At 70.4% G+C, this 23,256-nt stretch carries 27 protein-coding genes; 11 read left to right on the forward strand and 16 right to left on the reverse strand.

Translation table 11 applies throughout. From position 1 onward, the window contains the following. Positions 1-37 precede the first annotated feature (37 nt). On the reverse strand, positions 38-1,564 hold the full coding sequence (locus tag EV192_RS47245; RefSeq protein ID WP_132125315.1) for a sensor histidine kinase: 1,527 nt from the start codon (positions 1,562-1,564) through the stop codon (positions 38-40). Next, positions 1,542-2,273, reverse strand: coding sequence for a response regulator transcription factor (locus tag EV192_RS47250; RefSeq protein ID WP_132125316.1), 732 nt, complete (start codon positions 2,271-2,273; stop codon positions 1,542-1,544). The genes EV192_RS47245 and EV192_RS47250 overlap by 23 nt, the downstream gene beginning before the upstream one ends. A 146-nt stretch (positions 2,274-2,419) precedes the next feature. Here EV192_RS47250 and EV192_RS47255 point away from each other — a divergent pair, with 146 nt between their 5' ends. The 5 genes from EV192_RS47255 (at position 2,420) to EV192_RS47275 (ending at position 6,731) form a co-directional block, all read left to right on the forward strand. Next, entirely contained in the window at positions 2,420-2,962 is a 543-nt protein-coding gene (locus EV192_RS47255) for a hypothetical protein (RefSeq protein ID WP_132125317.1), read from the forward strand. A gap of 95 nt (positions 2,963-3,057) precedes the next feature. Beyond that, complete coding sequence (locus tag EV192_RS47260; protein WP_132125318.1) at positions 3,058-4,560, forward strand: sensor domain-containing diguanylate cyclase; 1,503 nt, start codon at positions 3,058-3,060, stop codon at positions 4,558-4,560. 12 nt (positions 4,561-4,572) lie between these two features. Beyond that, positions 4,573-4,971 (forward strand): hypothetical protein, encoded by a 399-nt coding sequence (locus tag EV192_RS47265; protein ID WP_132125319.1) that lies wholly within the window; start codon positions 4,573-4,575, stop codon positions 4,969-4,971. A 79-nt stretch (positions 4,972-5,050) separates the two neighbouring features. Continuing rightward, positions 5,051-5,929: an NAD-dependent epimerase/dehydratase family protein gene (locus EV192_RS47270; protein WP_132125320.1), complete on the forward strand. Its 879-nt coding sequence runs from the start codon at positions 5,051-5,053 to the stop codon at positions 5,927-5,929. A 49-nt stretch (positions 5,930-5,978) separates the two neighbouring features. Then, positions 5,979-6,731, forward strand: a complete 753-nt coding sequence (locus tag EV192_RS47275) for an alpha/beta fold hydrolase (protein ID WP_132125321.1) — start codon at positions 5,979-5,981, stop codon at positions 6,729-6,731. Here the strand turns inward: EV192_RS47275 and EV192_RS47280 are convergent. Next, positions 6,728-7,894 carry a serine hydrolase domain-containing protein gene (locus tag EV192_RS47280; protein ID WP_207926825.1) on the reverse strand — a complete coding sequence of 389 codons (1,167 nt, stop codon included), beginning with the start codon at positions 7,892-7,894 and terminating at the stop codon, positions 6,728-6,730. The genes EV192_RS47275 and EV192_RS47280 overlap by 4 nt on opposite strands. 263 nt (positions 7,895-8,157) lie before the next feature. Between EV192_RS47280 and EV192_RS47285 the strand changes: the two genes are divergently transcribed. From EV192_RS47285 to EV192_RS47300, 4 genes are read left to right on the forward strand one after another with little or no spacing between them, the layout of a single operon-like run. Beyond that, positions 8,158-9,111 carry a tetratricopeptide repeat protein gene (locus EV192_RS47285; RefSeq protein WP_132125323.1) on the forward strand — a complete coding sequence of 318 codons (954 nt, stop codon included), beginning with the start codon at positions 8,158-8,160 and terminating at the stop codon, positions 9,109-9,111. A 47-nt stretch (positions 9,112-9,158) separates the two neighbouring features. Then, positions 9,159-9,419, forward strand: coding sequence for a sigma factor-like helix-turn-helix DNA-binding protein (locus tag EV192_RS47290; protein ID WP_207926827.1), 261 nt, complete (start codon positions 9,159-9,161; stop codon positions 9,417-9,419). 40 nt (positions 9,420-9,459) lie between these two features. Continuing rightward, positions 9,460-10,185: a GAF and ANTAR domain-containing protein gene (locus EV192_RS47295; protein WP_132125325.1), complete on the forward strand. Its 726-nt coding sequence runs from the start codon at positions 9,460-9,462 to the stop codon at positions 10,183-10,185. Positions 10,186-10,222: 37 nt separating this feature from the next. Then, positions 10,223-10,972, forward strand: a complete 750-nt coding sequence (locus EV192_RS47300; protein WP_243727529.1) for a GAF and ANTAR domain-containing protein — start codon at positions 10,223-10,225, stop codon at positions 10,970-10,972. Here EV192_RS47300 and EV192_RS47305 read toward each other — a convergent pair. The 7 genes from EV192_RS47305 to EV192_RS47335 are packed head-to-tail and all read right to left on the reverse strand — an operon-like array spanning position 10,969 to position 15,289. Further along, a complete protein-coding gene (locus EV192_RS47305) occupies positions 10,969-11,424 on the reverse strand; it encodes a PH domain-containing protein (RefSeq protein WP_132125326.1) in 456 nt (151 codons plus the stop codon). The two genes, EV192_RS47300 and EV192_RS47305, sit on opposite strands and share 4 nt — an antisense overlap. Further along, positions 11,421-11,918, reverse strand: a complete 498-nt coding sequence (gene ribH / locus EV192_RS47310) for a 6,7-dimethyl-8-ribityllumazine synthase (RefSeq protein WP_132125327.1) — start codon at positions 11,916-11,918, stop codon at positions 11,421-11,423. The genes EV192_RS47305 and ribH overlap by 4 nt, the downstream gene beginning before the upstream one ends. After that, positions 11,915-13,147 carry a bifunctional 3,4-dihydroxy-2-butanone-4-phosphate synthase/GTP cyclohydrolase II gene (locus tag EV192_RS47315; protein ID WP_243727530.1) on the reverse strand — a complete coding sequence of 411 codons (1,233 nt, stop codon included), beginning with the start codon at positions 13,145-13,147 and terminating at the stop codon, positions 11,915-11,917. Before EV192_RS47315 ends, ribH begins: the two co-directional genes overlap by 4 nt. Further along, on the reverse strand, positions 13,140-13,733 hold the full coding sequence (locus tag EV192_RS47320) for a riboflavin synthase (RefSeq protein ID WP_132125329.1): 594 nt from the start codon (positions 13,731-13,733) through the stop codon (positions 13,140-13,142). Before EV192_RS47320 ends, EV192_RS47315 begins: the two co-directional genes overlap by 8 nt. Next, complete coding sequence (gene rpe / locus EV192_RS47325; protein WP_132125370.1) at positions 13,734-14,393, reverse strand: ribulose-phosphate 3-epimerase; 660 nt, start codon at positions 14,391-14,393, stop codon at positions 13,734-13,736. Positions 14,394-14,417: 24 nt separating this feature from the next. After that, positions 14,418-14,933 (reverse strand): flavoprotein, encoded by a 516-nt coding sequence (locus EV192_RS47330; protein ID WP_132125330.1) that lies wholly within the window; start codon positions 14,931-14,933, stop codon positions 14,418-14,420. Then, positions 14,930-15,289 carry a PLD nuclease N-terminal domain-containing protein gene (locus tag EV192_RS47335; protein WP_132125331.1) on the reverse strand — a complete coding sequence of 120 codons (360 nt, stop codon included), beginning with the start codon at positions 15,287-15,289 and terminating at the stop codon, positions 14,930-14,932. Before EV192_RS47335 ends, EV192_RS47330 begins: the two co-directional genes overlap by 4 nt. A gap of 63 nt (positions 15,290-15,352) precedes the next feature. On the opposite strand from EV192_RS47335, the gene EV192_RS47340 reads away from it, so the two are divergent. Then, positions 15,353-15,769 carry a DUF3574 domain-containing protein gene (locus EV192_RS47340; RefSeq protein WP_132125332.1) on the forward strand — a complete coding sequence of 139 codons (417 nt, stop codon included), beginning with the start codon at positions 15,353-15,355 and terminating at the stop codon, positions 15,767-15,769. A 3-nt stretch (positions 15,770-15,772) separates the two neighbouring features. Here EV192_RS47340 and EV192_RS47345 read toward each other — a convergent pair whose 3' ends face one another. The 4 genes from EV192_RS47345 to EV192_RS47360 are packed head-to-tail and all read right to left on the reverse strand — an operon-like array spanning position 15,773 to position 19,188. Further along, the gene (locus EV192_RS47345) at positions 15,773-17,188 is read right to left on the reverse strand and encodes an RsmB/NOP family class I SAM-dependent RNA methyltransferase (RefSeq protein ID WP_132125333.1); all 1,416 of its coding nucleotides are present in this window, start codon (positions 17,186-17,188) and stop codon (positions 15,773-15,775) included. Next, on the reverse strand, positions 17,185-18,114 hold the full coding sequence (fmt, locus tag EV192_RS47350; RefSeq protein WP_132125334.1) for a methionyl-tRNA formyltransferase: 930 nt from the start codon (positions 18,112-18,114) through the stop codon (positions 17,185-17,187). Before fmt ends, EV192_RS47345 begins: the two co-directional genes overlap by 4 nt. A 3-nt stretch (positions 18,115-18,117) precedes the next feature. Next, positions 18,118-18,663: a peptide deformylase gene (gene def, locus EV192_RS47355; RefSeq protein ID WP_132125335.1), complete on the reverse strand. Its 546-nt coding sequence runs from the start codon at positions 18,661-18,663 to the stop codon at positions 18,118-18,120. Positions 18,664-18,717: 54 nt separating this feature from the next. Continuing rightward, positions 18,718-19,188: a winged helix-turn-helix transcriptional regulator gene (locus EV192_RS47360; protein WP_132125336.1), complete on the reverse strand. Its 471-nt coding sequence runs from the start codon at positions 19,186-19,188 to the stop codon at positions 18,718-18,720. Between the two features lie 83 nt (positions 19,189-19,271). On the opposite strand from EV192_RS47360, the gene EV192_RS47365 reads away from it, so the two are divergent. Then, entirely contained in the window at positions 19,272-20,438 is a 1,167-nt protein-coding gene (locus EV192_RS47365; protein ID WP_132125337.1) for a thiolase family protein, read from the forward strand. Here EV192_RS47365 and EV192_RS47370 read toward each other — a convergent pair. Continuing rightward, a complete protein-coding gene (locus EV192_RS47370; protein WP_132125338.1) occupies positions 20,422-21,462 on the reverse strand; it encodes a pentapeptide repeat-containing protein in 1,041 nt (346 codons plus the stop codon). The two genes, EV192_RS47365 and EV192_RS47370, sit on opposite strands and share 17 nt — an antisense overlap. Further along, positions 21,463-23,247 carry a gamma-glutamyltransferase gene (ggt, locus tag EV192_RS47375; protein ID WP_132125339.1) on the reverse strand — a complete coding sequence of 595 codons (1,785 nt, stop codon included), beginning with the start codon at positions 23,245-23,247 and terminating at the stop codon, positions 21,463-21,465. Positions 23,248-23,256: the final 9 nt, after the last annotated feature.

Raw genomic sequence — 23,256 nt, forward strand, 5'->3', positions numbered from 1 at the left:
GATTGATGTGCTGATCCTGTGTGCCGGCTGTGTCCGACTATGGGTCCGCGGGCAGGCGGACCGTGAACCGGGTCTCCCCCGGCTTGCTGTCCAGGGTGACCGTGCCGTTGTGCGCGTGCACGACGGCGGCGACGATGGCCAGGCCGAGGCCGGTGCTGCCGGCCGCGCGGGATCGTGAGCTGTCGCCCCGGGCGAACCGCTCGAACACCTCGTCCCGCAGGTCCGCCGGGACCCCTGGACCGTTGTCGGTGACCGCCAACGCCACCCCATCATCCACTGTGGACAGACTGGTCACCACGGTGGTGCCCGGCGGGGTGTGCGTCCGGGCGTTCGCCAGCAGGTTGGCCAGCACCTGGTGCAGCCTTGGCCCGTCCCCTACGACGGTGAGCGGTTCGGCGGGCAGGTCGAGCTGCCAGCCGTGGTCCGGCCCGGCCACCCGGGCGTCGCTGACCGCGTCCACCACCAGCTGGGAGATCTCCACGGCGGCGTGCTCCACCGGCCGGCCCGCGTCCAGCCGGGCCAGCAACAGCAGGTCCGCCACCAGGCTCGTCATCCGGACGGCCTCGGACTCCACCCGGCCGATCGCGTGCGCGACCTCGGGCGGCACGTCGTCCCGGTAACGTTCGGCGAGTTCGGCGTAACCGCGGATGGCCGCCAGCGGCGTCCGCAGCTCGTGGCTGGCGTCGGCGACGAACTGCCGGACTCGGGTCTCGCTGGCGTGCCGGGCGGCCAACGCGTTGCCGATGTGGCCGAGCATCCGGTTGAACGCGGCCCCGACCTTGCCCACCTCGGTCCGTGGGTCGGTGTCCGGCTCGGGCACCCGCACCGACAACGCGGCCTCGCCCTTGTCCAGGGGCAGCTCGGCGACCCGGCTCGCGGTCGCCGCCACCCGGTTGAGCGGCCGCAGGGTCCGACGGATGATGACGACGCCGGCGAGCCCGGTGATCACCAGGCCGACCAGGGACACCCCGCCGAGGATCGACCCGATGGTCACCAGCGTGGAGGTGACCGGATCGAACTGCAGGCCGGTGACCATGGTGTCGCCCTTGGACGTCACCACCGACATCAGCCGGTACTCCCCCAGGCCCGGACCGAGGTCGACGTTGTGCGGGCGTTCGTCGACGGGGATCCCGCGCAAGGTGGTGTGCGCCGACTCGGTCAGCGGCTCCTGGGCGGCGGTCCCCAGCTGCAGCCGGCCGGCCATGACGGCTCCGGTCTGGTGGCAGATCAACGCGATGACCGTGCCGGGCGGCAGACCGGGCGCGGCCAGCCCAGGAGGGACGTCGCCGCCGGCACGGCAGCCGTTGCCCGCAGGACCGCCGTCGGGCGGGAAATTCCCCGCCGAGCCGCGAGGGCCGTTGCCCGGCGGGCCGTCGCGGTCGACCGTCTTCGCGCGGTCGCTCGCCCCGGTGAGCTGCGCGTCGAGCTTGTCGACCAGGAGCGTACGGACGGCGAACAGGGTGGCCACGCCGATCACCAGGCACACCACGGCGAGCAGGCCGAGCTGCCCGGCGATCAGGCGCGCGGAGAGGGTCCGGCGCCTACCCCGCTGGTTTGAGGACATAGCCGGCGCCCCGCATGGTGTGGATCATCGGCTCCCGGCCGGTGTCGATCTTCTTGCGCAGGTACGAAATGTACAGCTCGACGATGTTGGCCGCGCCGCCGAAGTCGTAGTTCCACACCCGGTCGAGGATCTGGGTCTTGCTGAGCACGCGGCGCGGGTTGCGCATCAGGAACCGCAGCAGCTCGAACTCGGTCGCGGTCAGCTGGATCTCCGTGCCGGCCCGGGTGACCTCGCGGGCGTCCTCGTCCAGCACCAGGTCACCGACCACAATGGACGCTCCGGCACCGGACTCGGCCACCCCGGACCGGCGCAGCAGGGCCCGCAGCCGCAACACGACCTCCTCCACGCTGAACGGCTTGGTCACGTAGTCGTCGCCGCCCGCGGTCAGGCCGGCGAGCTTGTCCTCCATCGCGTCCTTCGCGGTCAGGAACAGCACCGCCAGCCTGGGGGTCTCGGCGCGGATCTTGCGCAGGACCTCCAGGCCGTCGAAGTCGGGCAGCATGATGTCGAGCACCACGACGTCCGGCCGGAACTCCCGCGCGGTCCGGACCGCGGTGGCGCCGTCGTGCACAGCTCGGGCCTCCCAGCCCTCGTACCGCACGGCGAGCGTCACCAACTCGGCCAGGGTCGGCTCGTCGTCCACGACGAGCACCCGGACGGGCTGGCCGTCCGGTCGGCGGAGGTCCGGACGCTGGGCGTTCACGCGCATGCCTCGATGGTCGGTGGTGTTGATGTGCGCTCGCTGAGCGGTTCCTGTGTACCAGCTGTGCGTCCGTCGCACCCGTCGAGCGGCTCATAGCGTGGACCCATCAGCCGCACAGCGGACACACAGCGACGGCGTCGACCGTGGTGGGCATGACTGACACGACTCCTCCCGCCGACCAGGAGATCACCTGGGGCGGGCAGCAACCTCCGCGTAAACGTTGGTCCGGGAAGAAGACCACGGCGGCCGTCGCGATCGCCGTCGGGGTGGCCGCCGCGGGCGGTGTCGCCGTCTACGCGGCCAGCGGGTCCGCGGGCGCCTCCGCGCAGCCCGGGATGGACGGCGGCGGCCCCGGCGGGATGCGCGGCGGGCCAGGCGGCGGCATGATGGACGCGTTGCACGGCACGTTCACCATCTCGGACGGCAACGGCGGCTACAAGACCGCGATCATGCAGACCGGCGAGGTCACCGCCCTCACCGACACCTCGCTGACGGCCAAGAGCGCCGACGGATACACGAAGGTCTACACGTTCAGCACCAGCACGACGTTCGGCCGGGACGGCTCGAAGTCGGACGTGAAGACCGGCGACACCGTCACTGTCGTGGCCACACCCAACGGGGACAACGCGACCGCCGACTCGGTCATGGACCGCGCCCAGATGGGCACCGGCCAGGGCGGTCCCCCGCAGAGATGAAGGTGACCCCCTGGTCGGCCGGTCTTGAAGACATACCAACCTTTCGGCATCGACGGCTTCCACAACCGGACCCTCGCGGTGTTGGCTGTCACCTGATGACCGACGAGGACGGGTGGATCCAGGGCCAGCAGCTGCTCGAGCTGCTGGCCGTGGTGTCGTCGTACCCGGACGAGGAGTCGGCGATCCGCGGCGCGGCCGAACGGGCGGCCCAGGCGTTGGAGGCGGAGGTGGCCGCGGTCGTGTTCGGCGAGCGCGTGGCGGCCTGCGTCGGGTTCCCGCGTGGCCGGGTGCCGGCGGTCGACGTCGTCGCGGTCACCCGCCATGAGTTGAACACACTGGACGTTCCGGGTGTCGGCCCGTGCGCGACGGTCTCGGCGCGGTGGGGCGGCGCTCGTCCCGGGAGCCTCGTCCTGGCTCGCCGGGGTGCGACGTTCACGGTCCAGGAGCGGAGCCTGGTCCGTGGGATGGCTCGATTACTTGAGCTGACGCTGACCATGCTCCGCGCGTTGCAACGCAGCGAACGGCACGCGGCCGAGAACGCTGAGCTGCTGAAGTCGTTACAGCAGCGGCAACGGTTGGTGGAGCACCTGTTCGACATCCAGCGCGCGATCTCCCGGCGCCGGCCGCTCGCGCAGATCCTGGACATGATCACCGGCGCCGCCCAGGACCTGCTCGGCGACGAGATCGTCGGACTGTGGCTGCGGGAACCCGAGGGCGACGAGGCCAGGCTGGTCGCGCACGTCGGCCTGCGCACCGAGGTCGCCCGCCGCCGCCCGGTCATCCCGCTCGTCGAGGCCGGCGCCGCCGGCCAGGCGATGCTCACCGACGACGTCGTCGTCCTGCACGGCTACGGCGAGACGTCCACGCTGATCGCCGAACTGACCGACGGCCGGCTCTGCGCGTCGATGGCGGCGCCGGTGCACGACAGCGGCACGGTCACCGGCAGCCTCATGGTCGGCGCGCACCGCCAGACCCGGACGTACACCGCGGCGGACGTGCAGACCCTGCGGGCGTTCGCCGAACACGTCAGCCTGGCGTTGACCGACGCGAACACCGTCGACCGGATGTACCAGGCGTTCCACGACTCCCTGACCGGGTTGGCGTCCCGCGGCCTGTTCCTGGACCAGTTGACCAAGCGCTTGGGCGAGGCCGAGCGCGAGACCAGGCGGGTCGCGCTGCTGTTCATCGACCTGGACCGGTTCAAGGCCGTGAACGACACGCTCGGCCACGCGGCCGGCGACGACCTGTTGACGATCACCGCCGGCCGGCTGAAGTCCCAGCTGCGCGCCACCGACGTGGCCGCCCGGTTGGGCGGCGACGAGTTCGCCGTGCTCCTTTACGCTGTGGCGACCACGGCCGACGCGGCCAGGGTGGCCGAACGGATCCTGCGGACCCTGGGCGAGCCGATGCCGATCGCCGGCCGGCAGCTGCGGGTCAACGCCAGCATCGGGATCGCGCTGAGCACGCCGGGGATGCCCGACCCGGCGGATCTGATGCGGCGCGCGGACGTGGCGTTGTACCAGGCGAAACGCAACGGCCGGGGTCGCATGGAGGTTTTCGCCGACGAGATGCTCCTGTCGTTTCCGCATGAAGGTTAGGAACCCTGTGGCATGACGTTCGACAGTGCGGACCCGTTTCTGTACCGCGTGCAGACGTACTACCGATATCTGGAGGCGATCCACCGCTGGCGGACGGCCATCGCCGACGCGATCGACAGCGACCCGGACAAGGTCCTGCGGATCGACGACCCGCACCGGGCGCAGGCGATTTTCGAGCTGCAGGACGCGGTCCGCAGCGCGCAGACGTACGTCGACCTGATCGCCCCCGCCGAGGCGGTCAAAGCCTGCCGGGACTGGCTGGCGGGCATCTTCGAGCTCGTCCCCGAACTGGTCGGCCGGGCGCCGTCGGACGAAGTGCTCCGGCAGGACCGCGTCGGCCAGCTGCGCGACAACCCGTCGCACACCGAGAACCCGCTCAAGTCGTTCCGGTCCGACCTCGGCGCCGGCTGACCCGGGGTCGGCTGGGGTGTCAGGTAGGGGAACGCGGTCACCACCATGAGGGCAAACTCTCCGAAGGGGTGTGACTGCGGTGCGAGTACTGCTGATCGGGTCGACTGGGGTGTTGGGCAGCGCCGCGTTGGGCCCGCTGCTCGCCGACGGACACCAGGTCACCGGCCTGGCGCGGAACGACGAACGCGCCGCCGTGATCGCCAAGCAAGGCATCACACCGGTCGTGGCCGACCTGTTCGACGTGCAGTCGCTCACCGACGCGCTGCACGGGCACGACGCGGTGATCAACCTGGCGACCCGGATCCCGGTGGGCGGCAAGCTGATCCGTTCGTCCAGCTGGGTCGAGAACGGCCGGATCCGGACCGAGGGCAGCAAGGCGCTGGTCGCCGCCGCGAAGGCCGCGGACGTCGGGATCCTGGTGCAGGAGGGCACTGTTCTCGCGTACGCCGACGGCGGCGACGCCGAACTGGCCGAGAACGCCGCGTTGAACCCGGTCGGGCCGCCGGCCGCGGCCGTGGCGGCGCACCAGGCCGTGGAGGGGTTCGCCGGGGAGGGCCGGATCGCGGTCCGGCTGCGGATCGCCAACGTGCACGGCGACGACCCGTTGACCCGCTGGATCCTCAAGGGCGCCAAGGGCCGCGGCCCGTCGTACTTCGGCAACAAGGACGGCTGGATCACCCCCATCCACCCGGCCGACGTGGGCACTGCCATCGCCGCCGCGCTGTCCGCGCCCAGCGGCGTGTACAACGTGGGCGCCACCCCGGTGCGCAAGCGTGACTTCGGTGCGGTGGTGGCGACCGCGGCCGGCGGCAAGAAGGCCAGGACGGTCCCGTTCAAGATCGGTTTCCTGAAGATCCTGGCCAGGTCACAGCGGGTGGTGTCGACCAAACTGACCGAGGCCACCGGCTGGAAGCCGGAGCTGCCCGAGGTCGCGACCAACTGGTTCCCCCGGGTGTGAACCCGACCTCCCTAGCCGCGCACCTGGGCGGTCCGGCAAAATTCGTCGGATGGGAGAACGGCTTCGAGTGCAGAGCGGCGGCACGGGCGACGCGGTCGTGTTGCTGCTGCACGGGTTGGGCGCGACCGGCGACGTCTGGCAGGGCGTCCACGACCAGCTCGCGGACGGCCCCTGCCGGTGGATCACCCCGGACCTGCCCGGCCATGGCCTGTCCGACCCGCTGGACCGCTACACGTTCGGCCACTTCGCCGCCGCGCTGGCACCCCTGATCGACGGCGAGGAGCACGTGGTCGTGCTCGGTCACTCCCTCGGCGGGGTGCTCGGCCTGGCGCTGGCCAGCGGCTGGTTCGGCGGCTCGGTCGACCGCGCCTGCGGCCTGGGCATCAAGGTGGCCTGGTCCGCGGCGGAACTGTCCGGCGCCAAGGCGTACGCGGAACGCGCCAACAAGCTCTACTTCCTGCGGTCCGAGGCCGCCGAGCGGTACCTGAAGGTCTCCGGCCTCGGCGGCCTGGTGGACCCGGACGACCCACGCGTGGACGCCGGCCTGACCGAGACACCTGACGGCTGGAAGTTGGCGTTCGACCCGCGCACGTTCGCGGTCGGCCGCCCGGACGTCCCTGGCCTGCTCGCCGCCAGCCAGGCGGAAACCCTGCTCGCGGTGGGCGAACACGACCAGATGTGCAGCCCGGAACAGGTCAAGGAAGTCGACGCGAATGCCACTGTGTTGCCCGGCCTCGGCCACAACGCGCACGTGGAGGACCCGAGCGCGATGGTCAAGCTGATCGGCGACCTCCTGAGCTAGGCAGCGGCCCTGATGACGCGCTGGGCGACCTTCGGCAGGTCCCCACCCATGTGCAGGGTGTTCACCGAGTAGACCAGGCGGCGGGACAGGTCGAGAGTGGTGCCCATGCCGCTGGCATAGCCGGGCCGGTCGCCGGTCTTGCCCCAGAACACGACCTGGCCGACGGTCATCCGGGCGAGCCCGCCACCGATGTGCGCCGGCACGTCGTTGCCCGGGTCGTTGTCACCGTCGTAGTCCGGGACGTTCGGGATGGCGAAGAGTTCGGCGGTCTGCGCCGGCGGCAGCAGCCGGCCGGACACCAGCGCGGTGAGGAACCGGTCGAGGTCGGGCGCGTTGGAGATCATCTCCGCCGCCGCCCACTGGAACGTGGGGTTGGCCTCGGTGATGTCGACGTAGTCGGTGTGCCCGTCGACGGTGACGGCCTCGTACCCGTGCGCGTGCGGCCCGTGGATCTTGACGTCCGTGCCCGGCACAGAGGTGGCGGACAGGTGCAGGGGCTCGATGATCCCGTCGCGGATCGCCGTGCCGTACGGGCAGCCGGTCACCTTCTCGATGACCATGCCGAGCACCAGGTAGGGGATGTTGTCGTAGTCCTGCTTGGTGCCCGGGGCGAACGTCATCGGCTGGCCGGCCGTGGCCAGGTCGATCAGCTGCCGCGGGGTCCAGGTGTCGAACCGGTGGGCGAGGAACCAGGTCGGGTCCTTGTGGTCGATCCTGATCCCGGGGATCCCGGCGGTGTAGTTGAGCAGCTGGCGGATGGTGACCGGCGCGTACCCGGCGGGCAGCAGGTCGGGCAGGTAGCTCCGCACTGTGCGGTTCAGGTCGATCCGGCCCCGGGCGGCCAGTTGCAGCACGGCTGTCGCGGTGAACGTCTTGGTCATGCTGCCAATCCGGAAGCGGCCGTTCGCCGGCACCGGCCGACCGGTGAGGATGTCGGCGACACCCGAGGTGCCCACCCACGTGCCGGCCGAGCCGCGTACCTGGACCAGCGCACCGCTGGCCTCGTCGTTGGGCAGCCCGGCAATGGCCGCCCGCAGCGCGGCCGGATTCAGCGGCGGCACGGTAGTGGCCGATGCCGAGGTCGCGAAGGTGGTCGCCAGCAACACAATCCCGCAGACCAGACCGGCAGCGCGGGGTATTCCCTTGAAATGGCGGGTTTTCATGCCGGAAAGCCTGCTACGGTGGCGCACTCGTGCCATCCGTGACACCCCGGAGATCACCCCGAGGGCAACCCGGACACCGCCGAGTCCACTGTGGACGAAAATGTCCACTACGCCGAACGGCGAACCCCCCATTCGGCGGCAGGGGTCGGCCAGAGAGCCCCGGTAAGGTCTGACACTGTCGCCGTCGAATCCGACGGCGGCATGTTCATCCCGCTCCTGACCCCGGCGGTGTCCAGACTCTTCGTGGCTTCAGGAGCTACGCCATGGACTCCCTCGGTCAGCGACATCACCGGATCGGCGACTCCGACGTTGACCGCCTGGAAGCACGAACCCGTGCGCAGCGCGCCATCGACTACCGCAGCGGCGGCGGCTCCAGCTTTCCCGAACTGCCCACGCTGATCCACGACGCCCACCACATGTTGGGCCTCGCCGGCACGGAGGCGACGCGGGGCCGTCTCCACCTGGCTGTGGCCGACGTGCACAACCTCACCGGCTGGGTGTACTTCGACATCGGCCTGCCGGCACGCGCCCAGGCGCACTTCAGCCAGGCTCTGGCGCTGGCCGGGCAGTCCCATGACGACGACCTGGTCGCCAACGTCTTCTACCGCCTGGGTCGCGTGTGCCTGCACCACGGCGACCCGGCACAGGCGCTGGAGTACTTCGACTTCGGCCAACTCGCCGCGGACCGGCCCGGTGGCGAGCTGACGGCCAGCATCCTGTCGATGAACCAGGCGTGGGCGCACGCCAAGACAGGTGCCGCCGATCCGGCCCGCCTGCTGATGGAACGCGCGACCGACCAGTTCGGGGCAGCCGACCACCGCGACCCGCCGGACTGGGCGAGGTTCTTCACCGAGACCGAGATGCTGGCGATGACGGGTGCCGTGCACACCACTTTGGCCGGTGAGGTGGACCCGCGGCACACCGACCGCGCTATCCCGGCGCTGACCGAGGCGACCGACCGCTACGGCCGCGACATGGCCCGCAGCCTGACGTTCGGTCTCCTCATGCTGGCGGAGAACCACCTGCTCAGTGGCGATGTCGACGATGGTGTCGACGTCGGCTTCCGGGCACTGGCCTCGGCCGAGAGCCTCACGTCCACGCGAGTCCGTGACCGCATGCGTCCACTGCGGCAGCGGGCCGAGGAACACCATGCGCACAGCGGTGCCCGGGAGCTCGCGGTGCGAATCGACTCGTTCAACGCGGCGACCACCCCATGACGACGAAACCACTCCGACCGCGAGACCGCTACGCAGGAAGGCCGACCATGAGCACCAGTTATTCCAGGTCCGATCAGGTGGCCCGGCTGCTCGCCCTGCTCTCCACCACCCAGCGGGAGGTTCTCCGGCTGCGGCTCGTGGCCCACCTGTCGGTCGAGGAGACCGCGGCGGTGCTGGGATCCACCCCCGACGCGGTGACCACCGCCCAGGCGCGGGCGCTCCAGGTTCTCCAGGAACAGCTGATCTCCCGCCGCGCGCCCGAAACACCTGTCGGGTCGAGTGGGCCCCGCGTCCGGAACGCTGAGTGACGCGCAAGTAGACTGGTCGTTTCCGGCCGAGGCGGTGTGCGTGAGCGATGATCGGTTGGTTCGCGTCCTCGCCTACCTCGCCGACCTCGCTGCCGCCAACCACACCGTGGTCTCCAGCGGGACCGCCTGCGAGGCGTGCGTCGCTCTGCTCGACGTCGACGGCGCGGGGCTGTCCCTCATGAACGGCTCGGGACAGGGCGAGACGCAGTACGCCACGAACAAGATCAGCGCGCTCATCGAGGACACCCAGTTCACCATGGGCGAGGGGCCCGGTGTGGACGCGTTCCGCTCCGCCATGCCGGTACTGGTCTCCGACCTGGACTCCGGGTCGGGCCGTCGGCGGTGGCCGATGTTCACCGCGGTGGCGGTCACCGCCGGAGTGCGGGCGGTGTTCGCGTTCCCGCTCCGCAGCGGAGCCATCCGGCTGGGGACGCTCGCGGCCCACCGGTCCACCCCCGGCCCGCTGACCTCCGGCCAGGTCGCGGACGCGCTGGTGGTCGCCGACCTCATCCTGTCGCAGCTGCTGGGCGAGCTCCGCCCGACCCACCATCCTCCGGGCGGGCGGCCGACCGACGGATTTCCGCTCAGCCGGACCGAGGTCCACCAGGCCGCCGGGATGATCTCCGCACAACTGGGCGTGCCCATGGAGGAGGCGATGATGCGGCTGCGCGCGTACGCGTTCGCCCACGAACGAACGATCGCCGACGTGGCCCGGGACGTGGTGACCCGGCGGCTGCGGCTGAACCCGGAACCCGATCCGACATGAGAATGTGGTTGACAGTGCGAGTCCTGGACGGCACGCCATGACTGAAGAGGTGGGCATGTCACTGGAGAACCTGGCGGAGACCTTCGTACGGCTGGCCGACACGCTCGTCGCGGACTTCGACCCGGCCGAGTTCATGCGACTGCTGGCGGATCGGTGCGTCGACACCTTGAACGTCGACGCCGCCGGCATCCTGCTGGCCGACCACCACGGTGAACTGCAGGTGGTCGGCGCGTCCAGCGAACAGGCCAGGCTGGTGGAGTTGTTCGAGCTGCAACACCGAGGGGGACCCTGCATGGCGTCCTACCTCACCAGTGTCCCGGTCACCATCGCCGACCTTGAGACCGAGTCACGATGGCCCGAGTTCGCGTCGACCGCCGTGGCAGCTGGCTTCCGGTCGGTGCACGCGCTGCCGATGCGGCTGCGCACGCAGACGGTCGGAGCGCTGAACCTGTTCTCCACCCGGCTCGGCGACCTAGGTGAAGGAACGATCCGGGTGGCCCAGGCGATGGCGGACGTGGCCACCATCGGCCTCCTGCAGGCGCGGGTCATCAGCCGCAACGAACTGCTGGCCGAACAGCTCCAGCAGGCACTGCACGCCAGGATCCTGATCGAACAGGCGAAAGGGGTGCTCGCCGAGCGGCTGGGCGTCGACATGGAGGACGCGTTCGCGACGCTCCGGCGTTACTCGCGTAACCACAACCAGTTCATCAGCGTGGTCTCCGAAGCGGTGATCGCCGGCACGCTCGACGTGATGACCCTGACCGGCGCCCGCTCCGACGAGGACTAACCGGCCTGGTGCGTCTCGGCGGCCGACTGCGCCTTCAACCGCCGCAGCTCCCGAATCGCCGCCACCGACCGGGTGCCGTCGACGGCCGGGATAGCCAGGATCGTCACGTACTCGTCGTCCGGCAGCTCAAGGCGGGCCCAGGCGGCGCCGTCCGGGAAGCTGACGTGCTCGACCTCGCCCCACGAGAACCGCCGCGCGCCAAGGACATTGCGTACCTCGACGCACTCGATGTCAGCGCGCACGCGGGGACGGACCAACAGCAGTGCGGCCCCGGCGAGGACCAAGCCGATGCCGATCATCGCGTACTGGTCGGACGCCTGGAAGTACGCGCCCGTCCATTCGCTGCGCAGCAGGATCGCCACGAGCGTGAACACCACGACGAACACGACCGCCAACCCGATCGCGACGAACCGAACCTTGAACGGCCGGCACTGGAACACCTGCTGGCTCACTCGAATCCCCGTTCCGTCCACGGCTGACGCAGGCCGCGCAACACCAACGCCGCCTCCAGGGCCGCCACGCACGCCTCGAACCCCTTGTCCTCCGCCGAGTCCGGGAAGCCGGCGCGGTCAAGGGCCTGCTCCTCGGTGTTCACGGTCAGCACGCCGTTGCCCACCGGGGTGCACTCGTCCAGCGACACCCGAGTCAGGCCCGCGGTCACCGCGTCGCACACGTACTCGAAATGCGGGGTGCCGCCGCGGACCACGACGCCGAGGGCGACCACGGCGTCATGGTGTTTGGCGAGCTCCTGGCAGACGACGGGCAGCTCGATCGCGCCGGACACCCGCACCACCGTCGGATCCTCGACCCTGGCCTGCTTGGCCGCGACCAGCGCGCGTTCCACCAGGTTGTCGGTGATCTTGCCGTGCCACTTGGTGGCCACCACCGCCAGCCGGATACCGTCGCACTCCGGCGCGGTCGCGTCCGGCCTGCCCTCGCCGCTCACTGCGCCTCCTCACCGCCGAACTGGTCCAGGTCGCCCAGCTCGTGGCCCATCCGATCCCGTTTCGTGCGCAGATACCGCAGGTTCTCCGGGTTCGGCCACACCGACAACGGCACCCGGTCGACCACGGTCAGGCCGTAACCCTCCAGGCCGATCCGCTTCGCCGGGTTGTTCGTCAACAACCGCATGGTCTGCACACCGAGGTCCGACAGGATCTGCGCGCCCATACCGTAGTCCCGCGCGTCGGCCGGCACACCGAGGGCCAGGTTGGCGTCCACGGTGTCCGCGCCCGCGTCCTGCAGTTGGTACGCCTGAAGCTTGTGCATCAAGCCGATTCCCCGGCCCTCATGGCCGCGCATGTACAGCACGATCCCGCGTCCCTCGGACGCCACCGCCTCCAGGGCCGCGTCGAGCTGCGGTCCGCAGTCGCAGCGCAGCGAGCCGAACACGTCACCGGTCAGGCATTCCGAGTGCACCCGGACCAGGACCTCCTTGCCGTCGCCGATCTCGCCGTACACCAGGGCGACGTGCTCGATCCCGTCCAGCAGGCTGTCGTAGCCGACCGCGCGGAACGTGCCGTGCGCGGTCGGGATCCGGGCCTCGGCGACCCGCGCCACCTGCTTCTCGTTGCGCCGCCGGTACTTGATCATCTCGGCGATGGAGATCAGCGCCAGGTCGTGCTCGGCGGCGAACACCTCCAGCTCGTCCCGCCGCGCCATGTCCCCTTCGTCCTTCTGGGACACGATCTCGCACAGCACCCCCGCCGGCCGCAGCCCGGCCATCACCGCCAGGTCGATCGCGGCCTCGGTGTGCCCCGGCCGGCGCAGCACGCCGCCTTCCTTGGCACGCAACGGAACCACGTGCCCTGGGCGGGTGAAGTCGGTCGGCTTGGAGTCCGGGTCGGCGAGCAGCCGGATGGTGTGCGCGCGGTCCGCGGCGGAGATGCCCGTGGACACGCCGCTCGCCGCGTCGACCGTGACCGTGTACGCGGTGCCGCGCCGGTCCTGGTTGGTGTGGAACATCGGCGGCAGGTCCAGACGCTCGCAGTCCTGCTCGGTCAACGGCACGCAGATGTACCCGGACGTGTAACGGACCATGAACGCGAGCAGCTCGGGCGTGGCCTTCTCGGCCGCGAAGATCAGGTCGCCCTCGTTCTCCCGGTCCTCGTCGTCCACCACGACCACCGGGCGGCCCGCCGCGATGTCGGCGATCGCCCGCTCGATCTCATTCACCGGGGACCTCCTTGATGACCAGCCGCTCGACGTACTTCGCCAGCACATCCACCTCGATGTTCACCACGTCCCCCGGCTGCCGCCGGCCGAGCGTGGTCACCTCGAGCGTGGTCGGGATCAACGCGATGGAGAACGTCTCGTCGTCGACCGCGGCGACCGTCAGCGAGATGCCGTCGACCGCGATCGAACCCTTCTCCACGATGTAGCGCGCCAACTCCTTCGGCAGTTCGAACGTGGTCAGCCCGGCCTCGTCCCTGGACCGGAACACCGCCGTGCCGTCCACGTGCCCCTGCACGATGTGGCCGCCCAGCCGGTCCCCCAACGCCATCGCCCGCTCCAGGTTGACCTGGTCGCCCGCGTGCGCCTTCGCCAGGCTGGACCGCAGCAGCGTCTCGTGCACGACGTCGACGGTGAACGCGCCCGCGGACACGTCCACCACGGTCAGGCACACGCCGTTGACCGCGATCGAGTCGCCGTGTTTGGCGTCCTGGGTGACCAGCGGACCGGCCACGGTCAGCCGCATCGCGTCCGGCAGCGGCTCGACCGCGACGATCTCGCCGCGTTCCTCGACAATCCCCGTGAACATCTATTCCCCTCCCTGTCCGCGGGCCGCGCGGTCACGCAGCGCCGCGACCGCCTTCGCGGGGTCGTCCGCGCCGTAGACCGCGGACCCCGCGACGAAACAGTCCACGCCGGCCTCGGCGGCCAGCTCGATCGTGTCGTTGTTGATGCCGCCGTCGATCTCCACCAGCAGCCGCAGGTGCCCGGTGTCCACCAGGTGCCGGGCGGTCCGGACCTTGGCCAGCACGTCCGGGATGAACGACTGGCCGCCGAAGCCGGGTTCGACCGACATCACGAGCAACGTGTCGTAGTGCTTGAGCACGTCCACCCACGGCTCCAGCGGGGTGCCCGGCTTGACCGACAGGCCCGCCTTGGCCCCGGCCGCCCGCAGGTCTCTGGCGATCGCCACCGGGTCCTTGGCGGCCTCCGCGTGCACGGTGACGTTGTACGCGCCCGCCTCGGCGTACCCGACCGCCCACCGGTCCGGGTCGTCGATCATCAGGTGGCAGTCGACCGGGATGTCGGTCACCCTGAGCAACGCCTCAACCACGGGGAGTCCCAAGGTCAGGTTGGGGACGAAGTGCGCGTCCATCACGTCCACGTGCACCCAGTCGGCCCCGATGACGGCGTCGAGCTCGTCGGCCAGATGGGCGAAGTCGGCGGACAGGATGCTCGGGGCGATCATGGGTTCTACAGGCACATAGGAAGTCTATGGTTCTCCGACGGTACTCGTATCTAGGGCATCGAGCACACTTGTCCACGGTTGGTCGGGCGCCAGCGGCTCGATCCGCACGTCGGCGCCCCGAAGCGTCCGCAAGTGCCCTGACCAGGCCGGATGCCGAATCTGCTCGGCTGACAGCTGCGGGCAGACGACCACCTGCGGCGGTCCGCCGACGGCTTCGCAGAGCACGGTGAGCGCCTGGTTGTCGGCGAGACCAAGCGCTAGTTTGGCCACCGAGTTCGCGCTGGCCGGCACGAACAGGAAGTGCCCGGGGTCCGGATGCGGCCGTGGCTCACCCGGCAGCCGTGGCTCGCTGCGCACCGGCAAGTCGGTGAGCGCCGTCAAGCGCTCGAACTCGCCCGATGCCCGCAGCCAACGCTCAGCGGTCGGTGTCACCGTGACGGCCAGCCGCCAACCCCGCTCAGCCGCCGGACCGGCGATCTCCGCGCACAGCCGCCGGTCGACGCCGTAGCAGGCGGAGACCACCAGACCCAGGGTGGCTATGACTCGTCCTGTTCACGCTGGTTCAGCTTGGCCTGCCTGCGCTGTTCCTCGGCCCGCTCCCGGCACTGGCGCAGGAAGTCCTCATCGTCGTCCGGGTTGGTCGCCGCGAACCGGCCCGGCCGGTCGTACTCCGGGTACCGGCTGCGGGACGGCGGCTCCCGGTAGCCGCTGTCCGGCCGGCCGGCGACCAGCCACAGGATCGACCCGACCAACGGCAGGAACAGCACCACGAAGATCCAGCCGATCTTCGGCAGGTTCCGGGTGGTGCCCTCGACCGACGTGAACACGTCGACCAGACAGAAGATCCACAAGGCCAGGACGATCAGGCTGAACGCCCCCGCGCCGAACAACGGCATCTCGTTCTCCCCAGATGTACTTGTGAAGGGGCGCCGAGTCTAGACGACCGGTTGAATGCCCTCATGACTACTCGACGTACCGCTGTCGCGGGCCTGGTCGCCGCTCTGCTGCTGGGACTCACCGGAGCCGGAGTCGCCGCCCCCGCCACCCCCACCGACCTCTCGATCGGCGACACCTACCGGCGCACGGAACTGTACTTCGGCTCCGGCAAGCCGGACGGCACCGCGGTCACCCCGGCCGAGTTCGAACTGTTCCTGGACAAGGAGGTCACCCCGGCGTTCCCGGACGGCCTCACCTGGCTGAACGCGCACGGCCAGTGGAAGGGCGGCAAGGAGGACTCGTACGTGCTGATCCTGCTGTACCCCCTGAGCAACCGGCACGCCACCAAGGACATCGAGGAGATCCGCACGGAGTACAAGAAGGAGTTCCACCAGGAGTCCGTGCTGCGCGCGGACACCACGAACCGCGTCTCGTTCTGACCGCTACTTCCTGAGCAGTGCGCAGTACATCGCGTCGGTGCCGTGCAGGTGCGGCCAGAGTTGGACGTCCGGACCGGGACCGAGGTCGGGCACGCCGGGGAAGAACTCCCGCGCGTCGATCTGCTCGACCTTGGCCCGGCGGATCACATCGCCCACCACGCCGATGGTCTCCGACAGGTGCGGCGAACACACGACGTACGCGACCACGCCGCCGGGGCGAGCCAGGTCCAGCGCGGCCGTCAGCAGTTCCCGCTGGAGCTTGGTCAGGTCGCCGACGTCGGATGGCTGGCGCCGCCACCGGGCCTCGGGCCGGCGGCGCAACGCGCCAAGGCCGGTACAGGGCGCGTCGACCAGGATCCGGTCGAACGACTCGGGTTCGAAGCCGGTCTCGCGGCCGTCGGTGACATGGACGTACACCGGCAGTCCCTCGGTGGCCTGCTCGATCAGCCGGGCGCGATGCGGCGCCTTCTCGACGGCGTCCACGGACCCGCCCTGCAGGCCGGCCAGCGCGCCCAACAACGTGGCCTTCCCGCCGGGGCCGGCGCACAGGTCCAGCCATTTCTCGTCCGTGCCGGTCAGCACGGGCCGGGTGAGGGCGACCGCGCAGAGCTGGCTGCCCTCGTCCTGGACGGCGGCGAACCGTTCCCGCACCGGATCCATGTGGGCGGGGTCGCCGGCGCCCGCGTCGAGCCGCACGCCGTACGGCGAGTACGGGGCGACGTCGCCGCCTGTGATGGCGGCGAGTTCCTCGGCGGTGATGTCGCCGGGCCGCGCCACCAGGTGCACGGCCGGCCGCTCGTCGTCCGCCTCCAGCGCCGCTTGGAGCTTGCTTCCCTTGTCGCCCAACGAGTCCGCGAACGCCCGCGCGATCCAGCGGGGATGCGCGGTCGCGGTCGCGAGGTAGCCGATCGGGTCCTCGTCCCGGTTCGGCGCGAGTTTCGCCACCCACTCGTCCTCGGTCAGCTCGCCGACCTTGCGCAGCACGGCGTTGGCGAACCCGGCCAGCCGCGAGCCGACGTCCGCGCGTGCCAGGTCCACTGTGGACGAAACGGCGGCGTGCGGTGGGATCCTGGTGCGCAGCAACTGGTACGCGCCGAGCCGGAGCACGTCGAGCAGTGCTTTGTCGATCTGGGACAGTGGCCGGTCGGAGCACGCGGCGATCACCTGGTCCAGCAGGCCCTGCGCGCGGCACGTGCCGTACGTGAGCTCGGTGGCCAACGCCGCGTCCCGGCCGACGATCCGGCGCTCACGCAACATACCGGGCAGCACGAGGTTCGCGTACGCGTCCCGGTCGCTTACGGCCCTCAACGTGTCCAGGGCGGCGCGACGGGCTGGGTCCTCGGCGGGCGGGCGCGGCGCGGACGGTTCGCGGCGACGCGGCGGATGCGCCTGGCGGGGGCGGGAAGGGCGGTGTGTCACGAGAGTCGTTCCCCTTGCTCGACGCGGACGCCACGGGCCCAGTCGGTCGCCGCCATCCGTTTCTTCCCTTGCGCCTGCACGTCACCGAGCCGAACGGGCTGCGTCGCGGTCCCGACGAGCACGCGTTTGCGTTCCACACACACCTCGCCGGGTGCGAGGGAGTCCGCCTCGGCCACGCTCACCGGACCCAACTTCAGCCGTTCGCCGCGGAACTCCGCCCACGCGCCCGGTTCCGGCGTGACCGCCCGGACGAGCCGGTCGACGGCGATTCCGGGCACCGTGAAGTCGACGTGCGCGTCCTCGACCGTGATCTTCGACGCGTAGCTGATCCCTTCGGCCGCACGCTGCTCGATCGCCTGAAGCGTACCGTCCTCGATACCGTCCAAGGTGGACACCATCAGCTCGGCGCCGGCCAGCGCGAGCCGGTCGAGCAGTTCCCCGGCGGTGTCGGTGGCCCGGATCGGCTCGGTCAGCACACCGAACACCGGTCCCGCGTCGAGTTCCTTGACGATCCGGAACGTGCTCGCCCCGGTGATCTCGTCGCCGGCCCGGACGGCGGCCTGCACCGGCGCGGCACCCCGCCACGCCGGCAACACCGAGAAGTGCAAGTTGACCCATCCGTGGGTGGGGACGTCCAGGACCACCTGCGGCAGCAACGCGCCGTACGCGACCACCGGGCAACAGTCCGGCCGCAGGTCACGCAGCCGGTCCAGGAACTCCGGTTCCTTGACCCGCTGCGGGGTGAGCACCTCGATCCCGTGTTCGTCCGCCAACGCGCCGACGGGAGACCGCACCACGTGCCGGCCGCGGCCAGCCGGCGCGTCCGGGCGCGTCACGACCGCGACCACCTCATGCCGCTCGGCTTCGATGAGCGCCTTGAGCGTGGGAACAGCGGGTGCCGGCGTGCCGGCGAAGACCAGGCGCATGCTCTACAGGCCCCCGAACAGCGCGTGCGGGTTCTGTTTGACGGTCGGCACGGTCCCGTCGAACCAGGGCGCCTGCCGGATCTCCTTCATCGCCTGCTTGCGCGTCTCCTGGTCAAGGCGGTCCAGGAACAGCACGCCGTCCAGGTGGTCGGTCTCGTGCTGGATGCAGCGGGCCAGCAGGTCCGTGCCCTGGATCTCGACCGGCTCGCCGTGCGCGTCCCATCCCGTGGCCACGACGTTGCGCATCCGCCTCGTCTCCCAGCGGAAGCCCGGGATCGAGAGGCAGCCCTCCTCGCCGTCCTGGCACTCGTCGTCGAGGGCGGTCCAGGTCGGGTTGATCAGGTGCCCGGCGAACCCGTCACAGTGATACGTGAACACCCGCAGGCCGACCCCGAGCTGCGGCGCGGCCAGCCCGGCGCCACCCTCGGACTCCATCGTGTCCCACAGGTCCTGGACCAGGACCTTGAGCTCCTTGTCGAAGTCGACGACCTCGTCGGCACGGGTGCGCAGCACCGGATCCCCGAACAGCCTGATCGGTTGGATGGTCACGACGGTCCATTCTACGAAACCGCCGCCACCCCCACCTGACCAGGCCCGCGTTCATCAGGGGCGGCCAGCCGCCGCGGGGATCCATTCCCGCTGGTAAGACCGGTCGGCGGCGGTCAGTGCGGCGCCGCAGGTGGTGCAGGTGGCCGGGCTGGCGGTGCGGTGGTCGCCGTGCATGATCGACATCCGGGAGTGCGCGGGTGGCGTCTGCGTGTGCTTCTCGCCCCATTGGGCCAAAGCGTCGAGCACAGGCAGCAGGTCCGCGCCCGCCTCGGTGATCACGTACTCGTCGTGCGTCCGTTGCTTGCCGCGGTACGACTCGCGGCGCAGCAACCCGGCGTCCACCATCTGGTTCAGGCGGCGGCTCAGCACGTTGTCGGCGACCTGGAGGCGGTGGCGGAATCGCTCGAACCTGCGTTCGCCGAACAACGCCTCCCGCAGGATCAGCATGACCCACGGGTCGCCGACCACGTCAAGTGAGCGGGCGATCGGGCACGGGTGCGTCGACCAGTCCTGGCGCAACGACATCGGGACGCTCCTCACATTGACTTGCTTCAGAGAAGCATACTCGAAGTAACCTTGCTTCAAGCAAGTCAGCAAGGAGGCTGGTCATGAACGACGCGGTGATCGTCGACGCGGTCCGCACCCCGGTCGGCAAGGGCAAGGCAACCGGCGCGCTGGCCGGCGTCCATCCGGTGGACCTGCACGCGCACGCCATCCGGGCCCTGATCGACCGCACCGGCATCGACCCGGCACTCGTCGACGACGTCATCTCCGGCGCGGTCGGGCAGATCGGCGAGCAGAGCGGCAACACCGCCCGGTGGGCCGCGCTCGCGGCCGGGCTGCCCGAGTCGGTGCCCGCGGTGACCGTGGACCGCCAGTGCGGCAGCAGCCAGCAGGCCGTCCACTTCGCCGCGCAGGGCGTGATGTCCGGCGCGTACGACGTCGTCATCGCCTCGGGGGTCGAGTCGATGAGCCGGATCCCGATCGGCAGCCAGGCCGCCGGCCATGACTTCCTCGGCCCGAAAGTCGCCGACCTGTACCCGGAAGGCCTTGTGCCGCAAGGAATCAGCGCGGAACTGATCGCGGCCAAGTGGGGACTCACCCGGACCCAGCTGGACGAGTTCGCGACCACCAGCCACCAGCGGGCCGCCGCCGCGTGGGCCGACGGTCGGTTCGCCCGCGATGTGGCTCCGCTCAAGGAGTTGGCGCAGGACGAGTCCGTCCGCCCGTCGACCACTGTGGACGTTCTCGCCGGCCTGAAGCCCGCCTTCTACGCCGACCACTGGGCCACGCGGTTCCCGGAGATCGGCTGGCACGTGACGGCCGGCAACTCGTCGCCGGTCAACGACGGCGCCGCCGCAGTGCTGATCACCAGCAGCGAGACCGCCCGGAAACTCGGCCTCAAACCGCGGGCGCGGCTGCACAGCTTCGCTGTCGTCGGCGACGACCCGCTGTTCATGCTGACCGGCGTCATCCCGGCCACCGCGAAGGTGCTCGGCCGGGCCGGCCTGACCCTCGGCGACATCGACGCCTTCGAGGTCAACGAGGCGTTCACCAGTGTCGTGCTGGCCTGGCAGCAGGAGACCGGCGCCGAGGAGGCCAAGGTGAACGTGAACGGCGGCGCCACCGCGATCGGCCACCCGCTGGGCGCGTCCGGCGCACGGCTGATGACCACCCTGGTGTCGGTGCTTGAGCAGACCGGCGGACGTTACGGCCTGCAAACCATGTGCGAGGCGGGCGGTCTGGCCAACGCGACCGTCATCGAACGCCTGTAGGCAGCGTCAGTCCGGGCGGTTGGCCGTCCGGCCAGCTGTCGAAGTCCGGCGGCACGTCGTAGGCGGCCGGGTCGCCTATGTCGACCCGGCCACCGTCGAACCTGGCGCCCCGGAACCACACTGTGGCACCGACGAACCTCGCACCGTGGAACGTGACGTCACCGCCAACGAACGACGTGTAGCCCAGGTCGACGTGTCCGGTCGTGAAGTCGACCGCGTCGAAGGAGACCACCCCGCCGCCGACCGTCATCGAGGACATGTCGATGCCGGACCCGCGGACCGTCGCGCCCGCGAAGTCGAGCCTGCCACCATGGACGGTCGCCCCGCGGAAGCTCACCCGGCCGCCCGCGAACTTCGCGCGGTTGAACCGCACGTCACCGTTGAAGTTGGCGTTGTCGAACAGCATGGTCGTGCCTTCGTCCAGGACGACACCGTTGAACGTGCCGCCGTCGATCTCGGCCCGGACGAAGGCGAAGTCCCTGCCCTGCCAGGACGGCGAGGCGTCCCGCTGCAGGTGGGCCGCGACCACGCGGATGACCGTGTGCCGGACCACGCGCTCCTCGAAGTCCTTGGAACTCGTCATCCTCAGGTACGCGCAGAGCACGTCGATGCACCGCTGCTGCCCGTCGATCCAGTCGTCGGCGAGCCCGGCCATCGCGTACACGCCGGCGAGCCGCGACGCCGACTTGTCGGAACTCAGCAGCTCCGCGGCTTTGCCGAAGCGCTCGTTGAAGAGCTTCGTCTGTTCGCGCTGGGCGGCGGCTTCCTGGCGGACGTGCTCGGCCTCACTCAGGTGCTGCTTGCGGAACGCGACGACCAACGCCACCACCCCGCCGACCCCGGCCGCGATCGTCAGCGCGATCTTGACCAGGTCGAACCGGTCCGGCCCGGTCGCCGGCCCCAGCAGCCACGTGAGGAGCAGGCCGCTGGCCCAGGCCACCGCGACGGCCAGGGCCAGCCACAACGCCAGGTGTACGCCGAAACCCAGCCGGAACTCGCCGGGCCGGCGACGTTGTCGGGTCACCTACCAGCGGAACGGCCACACCACCGCCGCTGATCCCGCGCCTCGTCTCACCGGTTCGACGGCCGCGATCCAGCGCCCGTCCGGTCGTCGTTCCACTCCCGTCGCCGCGCCGATCTCGGCCGGGGCGTTGCTGAATCCCTGGCCCCTGGCAATGAGCGCCGCCGTTTCGGGCTGATCCAGGAACGCCTGTTCCACCTGGGCCTGCGCGCTGTTGCGTTGGGACGCGCGAGGTGCGGCGATGGCCTGCTCCAAGGACAGTCCGCGGTCGATCCGGCCCAGAATGATCTGCAGGGTGGTGGTGATGATCGACGCGCCGCCCGGGGAGCCGGCGGCGAAGAAGAACTTGCCGTTACGCAACACGATCGTCGGTGCCATCGACGACCGCGGCCGCTTGCCGGCGGCGGGCAGGTTCGGGTCGGGCACCCCCGGGAACAGCGGCGCGAAGTTGAAGTCGGTGAGTTCGTTGTTCAGCAGGAACCCGCGACCGGGGACGACGATCCCGCTGCCGCCCTCCTGTTCGATGGTCAACGTGTAGGCCACCACGTTGCCCCACCCGTCCGCCACGGTCAGGTGAGTGGTGTTCGTGCCTTCCTGCTGGGCCGTCACGCCGGGGCCGGTGGTGCCGCACGGCTTGGGGTTGCGCGGGTCGCCGGGCGGGACCGGGCTGGTCAGGGCCTTGGCCGGGCTGATCAGGCAGGCCCGTGAGTCGGCGAACTTCTGCGACAGCAACTGCTGGGTCGGCACGTCGACCTGGTCCGGGTCGCCGACCCAGCGGTTGCGGTCGGCGAACGCGATCCGGGTGGACTCCAGGAAGTAGTGCAGGTAGTCCGTTGACGACAGCTTGCCGAGGTTGGTGTTCTCCAGGATGTTGAGCGCTTCGCCGATGGTCGTCTCACTGGAGGACGGCGGTGCCATGCCGTAGACGTCCAGGCCTCGGTAGGAGGTCTTCGCCGGGGCACGCAGGAGTGCCTGGTAGGCGGCCAGGTCGCCGGTGGTCATCTTGCCGGACCGGACGTTGAGCGTGGACGCTGGATCCTTCGGCGGATGCTGGACGGTCTGCACGACGTCCCGGCCGATCCGGCCGTCGTACAGCGCCCGCATGTCGGTTTCGGCCAGCTCGTGGTACGTGTCGGCGATGTCCGGGTTGCGGAACCGGGTGCCCGGCGCGGGCGGCTGGCCGCCCGGCAGGTACAGCGACTTGGTTGACGGGAACGCGCCGAACCGGGCGGCGTTGTTGGCGACCTGGTCGTGGAACGTCTGGTCGACGACGAAGCCACGGCGGGCGAGCTGCTCGGCGGGCCGCATGTCGTCCTTGAGCGAGTTCCGGCCCCACAACTGCACCGCGCGCTTCCACGTCATGGGCGTCCCTGGCACGCCGACACCGAGACCGCTGGTGACACCCTCGGCGAACGGGATCGGCTGGCCGTTCTCCAGGAACAGCGAGCTGTCCGCCGCCGCCGGAGTGGTCTCGCGGCCGTCGATGGTGTGCACCTTGCCGGTGCGGGCGTCGTAGAACACGAAGAACCCGCCGCCACCGATACCGTCGGAGAACGGGTCCGTCACGCCCAAGGCTGCCGCGGTGGCCACAGCGGCGTCCACGGCGTTGCCGCCGCGTCGCAGCACTGAGATGCCGATGGCCGTGGCGTCCTGGTCGATGCTCGCCACGGCACCGCCGAAGCCGATCGCCTCGGGCACCTTGCCCGGCGCGGCGACCGCGTCGGCCCCCGAGACGAACACTCCGGCCGTGACGGCGAGTGAGGTGAACAAGGCGATAGATCGACGCACAGTGAACCT

This window comes from Actinocrispum wychmicini, from assembly GCF_004345645.1.
Classification (GTDB): Bacteria; Actinomycetota; Actinomycetes; order Mycobacteriales; family Pseudonocardiaceae; genus Kibdelosporangium; species Kibdelosporangium wychmicini.